This is a genomic window from Moorena sp. SIO4G3 (assembly GCF_010692305.1).
Lineage (GTDB): Bacteria > Cyanobacteriota > Cyanobacteriia > Cyanobacteriales > Coleofasciculaceae > Moorena > Moorena producens_A.
In genome coordinates this window covers 1-4623 of the sequence record NZ_JAAHIG010000546.1, presented here as the reverse complement: position 1 = coordinate 4623, position 4623 = coordinate 1, and the positions used below count along the sequence as shown (strand labels likewise).

The 4623-nt window shown below is 42.2% G+C and carries 6 protein-coding genes; 2 read left to right on the top strand and 4 right to left on the bottom strand.

The features are described from left to right. Positions 1-241: 241 nt before the first annotated feature. Positions 242-415, bottom strand: coding sequence for a hypothetical protein (locus F6J99_RS42385; protein WP_293122785.1), 174 nt, complete (start codon positions 413-415; stop codon positions 242-244). Then, positions 412-1785, bottom strand: a complete 1374-nt coding sequence (locus tag F6J99_RS42380; protein WP_293122782.1) for a hypothetical protein — start codon at positions 1783-1785, stop codon at positions 412-414. Before F6J99_RS42380 ends, F6J99_RS42385 begins: the two co-directional genes overlap by 4 nt. Positions 1786-2056: 271 nt before the next feature. Between F6J99_RS42380 and F6J99_RS42375 the strand changes: the two genes are divergently transcribed. Further along, positions 2057-3058, top strand: coding sequence for a permease (locus tag F6J99_RS42375; RefSeq protein ID WP_070391757.1), 1002 nt, complete (start codon positions 2057-2059; stop codon positions 3056-3058). On the opposite strand, the gene F6J99_RS42370 is transcribed toward F6J99_RS42375, so the two are convergent. Together F6J99_RS42370 and F6J99_RS42365 are read right to left on the bottom strand one after the other, a co-directional pair. Further along, a complete protein-coding gene (locus F6J99_RS42370; RefSeq protein WP_293122778.1) occupies positions 3023-3166 on the bottom strand; it encodes a hypothetical protein in 144 nt (47 codons plus the stop codon). The two genes, F6J99_RS42375 and F6J99_RS42370, sit on opposite strands and share 36 nt — an antisense overlap. A 284-nt stretch (positions 3167-3450) precedes the next feature. After that, complete coding sequence (locus tag F6J99_RS42365; RefSeq protein ID WP_293122775.1) at positions 3451-3573, bottom strand: hypothetical protein; 123 nt, start codon at positions 3571-3573, stop codon at positions 3451-3453. 208 nt (positions 3574-3781) lie between these two features. Between F6J99_RS42365 and F6J99_RS42360 the strand changes: the two genes are divergently transcribed. Beyond that, positions 3782-4594, top strand: coding sequence for a TIGR03943 family protein (locus tag F6J99_RS42360; RefSeq protein ID WP_293122772.1), 813 nt, complete (start codon positions 3782-3784; stop codon positions 4592-4594). The last annotated feature ends 29 nt before the right edge of the window (positions 4595-4623 follow it).

The window sequence follows — 4623 nt, the reverse complement described above, 5'->3', positions numbered from 1 at the left end:
TGGGAGTAGGGAGTAGGGAGTAGGGAACAGGCAATAGGAAACAGGCAATAGGCAATAGGCAATAGGCAATAGGCAATAGGTAATAGGTAATAGGTAATAGGTAATAGGTAATAGGTAATAGGTAATAGGTGATGATTTAGCTTAGTTATTTTAATATTTTATGAATTTTTATTTATTACTTTTTTTAGGTTATTTCTATATTATTCATGTCAATGATAACTTTTTAATAGTTATAATTTACCTAGAAAATTATTAAGCTAATCAGCATTGAAAGTTTAGATCTATCCACTGCTTCAAAAGCCTTCAATTGCTCTCCCCATCTCCCCATCTCCCCATCTCCCCATCTCCCCATCTCCCCATCTCCCCACACTTCCCTCTCTCCCTGTTCCCTGTTCCCTTTTCCCTGTTCCCTCAACGACTAAATAACCGTAAAATTATCCACATTACCAAAGTAGCGATCGCACCAGTGAGAATACTCCAGGCAAAAGCTGGTGTCAAGATAAAGATAGTATTATTATCAGGGGGTTGTTGTTTAACTAGGACAGTAGCGGTAATGCTACTAGTTGCTACTCCCACGCCAGCTAGAGCAATGCTTTGGTGTAAGCTGCGATTGCTCTGGGTTTGGTAAGTTTGGGTCATGCCATCTACTGTCCGAATCAGATTTTCGAGTAAGGTTAAACCAGACTTAAATCTGCCATGCTCCATCTCCACTTGTTGGAGATATTGGCTAGCTGCTAAATCCCTAAACTCTCCCAGAATGTGCCAATCACCCCGTTGATAAACCTGTTTTAATTTAGTCAATCGTTGTTGGTAATCTTCGATATTGGTTTTAATGGTTTGGGCTTGGGAATCGAGAATGCCTAAATTAGTAGCATAACGAGACAATAGGTTAAGATTATTGCTGAGTATTTCCCGTAACTTTACTGTATTTTGGGGTAACATACTGATTTGAGCAATACTAGTTTTAACTGAAACTAGATCAGCTTTCAGTTCTGCTAGTGGTTTGTTAATTTCACCATAAGCCCAAAGAATTTTGTTACGATAATACAATAGGTAAATTAAGTCTAGGTAAATACCAGTAATGGTGTCGATAACAGAATCAATAGATGGCTTTTTCGGAAATAACCAGATTAACAAATGATGGTTGTTTTTGATCGCTTCTGGCTCTGACCAATCGGTGGGAGGACGCCAAAATTCAAATAAAGTCCCCCCTAGCAATTTGCCTTGGGCTTGAAAGTCTCTTGACCAGTCGGGTTGAGACACCAGTTGTTTGTAGCATTCTAGGGCAATTTGTGTCGGGTCTTGATCACGGTCACACAGCTGACCCCACATGATCCAAGTTTGACCAATTGCTCCAGGTTGGTGATTGATGTGGGCAAGAATTTCCCCTTGGATGTTCTTAATATTTGTAATGGGTTGGGGTGAATGGTTTGATTGTCTGATACCATCAGCATAAACTCCGGAACAGTTCACCTGAAGGGCGTAAGTGTTACCAATTTGGATAGGGTAGTAGTAGCCTTCCAAAGGACGCTCGAAATGCTTGACCACATCAGCACCCAATAGTTCCACCAACCTAGATTCTGAGCGCTCTGCCTGTTTGAGCTTAGCCAGTAACGTTGGCTCTAGGATCAGGTCTGATTCATCACCCTCGGGATGACCATAGATTCTTTGCCAGAATCGTTCACGGTTGTGATCAATAATTTCCGGGTCTTGCCCTAGACCTTCCCGTAGATCGTAGAGGAATAGGTCGAGAGTCGGGTATACTATTTTGCTTAGGTCAGACATTGGCTTACCCTTTGATCAGGATAGTAACAAGGATAGTAACACTGTCACCTATTCCCAACCCTCTCATGAAGTGTAGCTATGCGCCACCCTACGGGGAAACAGCTAGCCTCTATGCTAGAAAAGAAAAGAATCATCTGGTATCAGGTAAGGTATTCCCGATTAAATTACCTATCGCTGGTATCCAAAAGCCTTGCCCCAGACTAGTGTTTAACGTTTGACCTTTGATTTTTGTCTTGCATATTAGGTTGCTCAAGCATAAACAGGAAAATGCATGAATCAGCTCAACAACGCCTTCACCCTATTCTTGAGTTTGTTGGTTGAAGCAACACCTTTTTTGCTACTGGGGGTGATTCTCTCCAGCTTATTGCTGTTTTTTGTGGATGAGCGCAAGCTAATTGCTAGTATGCCTCGCCACCCCTTTCTAGGAGCAGTCTTTGGTAGTTGTGTCGGCTTTTTATTCCCAGTGTGTGAGTGTGGTAATGTCCCAGTGGCTAGGCGGTTGCTGAGCCAGGGAGCACCAGCACCAGTAGCAATTGGGTTTTTGCTCGCAGCCCCAACCATCAATCCTGTAGTAATTTGGTCAACTTGGGTAGCCTTTCGAGACCAGCCGGAAATCTGGGTATTGCGAATTTTATTTTCCTTAAGTATTTCCATCTTTATCGGCTGTGTCTTCAGTACTCAGAAAGACTTAGGCCCCCTACTGCAACGAGCAGTGTTTCGCTCTAGACCAAGGAAATTTGCTGAGGATAAGCCAGCATTACTACAATCAGGCTCATATTTACTCGGTCAATCTGGTACACCCTTGCCCTTAGACGCTAATGTCTTAAACACACCCCCTAGCCAGGACATACAAAGCAAACCCTTGCCTGACCGACTACAGCTCTTTGTCGAAAATGCTATACAAGAGTTTCGGGAGCTAGGCTCAATCCTAGTTTTAGGTAGTGCGATCGCAGCCATTATTCAAGTCGTTATCCCCCGTGATATTATTATTAGCCTCGGTCAAGGACCAGTAATGTCTATTTTGGCCATGATGCTATTGGCCGCTGTAGTATCCATCTGTTCCACCGTCGATGCATTTTTTGCCCTCGCCTTTGCCTCAACCTTCACCAGTGGCTCGTTGTTAGCATTTCTAATCTTCGGACCAATGATTGACATCAAAGCCATCGGTTTACTGTTATCAGTATTTAAAACCAAGTCAATCATTTACCTATTTCTAATAGCAGGACAATTAACATTTTTATTGACTTTGTTTATTAATTTGTATGTTAGTTAGGGAGTAGGGAGTAGGGAGTAGGGAGTAGGGAGTAGGGAGTAGGGAGTAGGGAGTAGGGAGTAGGGAGTAGGGAACAGGGAACAGTAATATAGCGATTCTCTCTGCCATGAGGTACAAAGGGATCCCCCTAAATCCCCCTTAATAAGGCAGGGCTGTTTCAAAGTCGGACTCAAATGCGATTGCTGGGGAGGTGGGGAGATAGGGAGATAGGGAGATAGGGGGACTTTTTATTAATAAAAAGGTATTTTTAACCTTAAAAAAACCTTCTCTCCAGCACCCCAGCTGCCTTTCAACCGATTGAATTGACAATTTATTCATGAGAATGAAACAGCCCTGCCCTTAATAAGGGGGACTTTGATGTTTAAAAGCTTACCTCATAAATCCTATAAATACTATAATATAGCAATTCTACGACTGGTGAGGTACAAATTTATGGGTTTTAGGGAGCAGGGAGCAGGGAGCAGGGAGCAGGGAAGAGGGAAGAGGGAAGAGGGAAAAACTAATGTGTACCTCATGAGTCCTAGAAACGCTATAGTTCATTATTTCAGTACTGAAATAGATTGTTATTACTTCCGATATTAGTTTTTTTGTACTAGTGCAATATCTCAAATAAATCATGAATTACTACTCCCTACTCCCTACTCCCTACTCCCTACTTCCGATTCTCAATTCTCAATTCTAAATTCTAAATTCTAAATTCTCCTACAATCCATTGGCTTGTTAATGATGAATCCATCTAACCATTCAGGACGTTTGTCCAGAAAAAGTTCTTACAGGAGAAACTGGTCAATCCCTCTTTTAGAAGTAATTGCTTTAGCGTTATGGGGAGTGTTATTGTTGAAATCCTGGCTAACTGGTGAGTTAAGCTTATTAATTCATCCCAATTACTTTAGCTTGGTAGTTATCACTGGTGTAATTTTATTGTTAATATCAGGTTTGAGGTTATCCCAACTGCTGAAATTAGAGCGTCAACACCGATTAGGTAAGGGAGTAACTAGGCCAGCTGTTCAACATACAACTTTATTTCCCCCTAGTTGGAGTAGTGGCTTCCTAATCGCTACGGCAATGGTTGGTTTAATTGTGACACCCAAGGCATTTACTAGCCAAACCGCCCTACACCGGGGTATTGCCGACTCCCCCACCATAACGCGATCGCAACCGCAATCCTTTCGCAGTGCTAGCAATCCTGAAAAGCGCACCCTAATTGAATGGATCAAGCTTTTGAATGTTTATCCTGAACCAGATGCTTATACCGGTCAAAAAGTCAAAGTAGATGGTTTTGTAGTAATTGCTCCTAATCTCCCTCCAGACCATCTCTTAATTTCCCGGTTTGTGATTACCTGTTGTGCTGCTGACGCTTATCCTTTAGGTTTGCCCGTCAAACTTACTGAAAACCGTAATGATTATCCGTCTGATACTTGGATAGAGGTTGAAGGTAACATGATTACAGAAACCCTGGATGATAAACGCCAGCTGGTGATTGAAGCCAGTGGGATTAAGAAAATTCCTGAACCGGAAAATCCTTATTATTACTAAACTTTAGGGAGTAGGGAGTAGGGAGTAGA

Coding starts and splice junctions, on each gene's coding strand:
- F6J99_RS42380 (WP_293122782.1), bottom strand. CDS start 1,785: ATGTCTGACCTAAGCAAAATAGTATACCCGACTCTCGACCTATTCCTC.
- F6J99_RS42370 (WP_293122778.1), bottom strand. CDS start 3,166: ATGGCAGAGAGAATCGCTATATTACTGTTCCCTGTTCCCTACTCCCTA.
- F6J99_RS42375 (WP_070391757.1), top strand. CDS start 2,057: ATGAATCAGCTCAACAACGCCTTCACCCTATTCTTGAGTTTGTTGGTT.
- F6J99_RS42360 (WP_293122772.1), top strand. CDS start 3,782: ATGATGAATCCATCTAACCATTCAGGACGTTTGTCCAGAAAAAGTTCT.
- F6J99_RS42365 (WP_293122775.1), bottom strand. CDS start 3,573: ATGAGGTACACATTAGTTTTTCCCTCTTCCCTCTTCCCTCTTCCCTGC.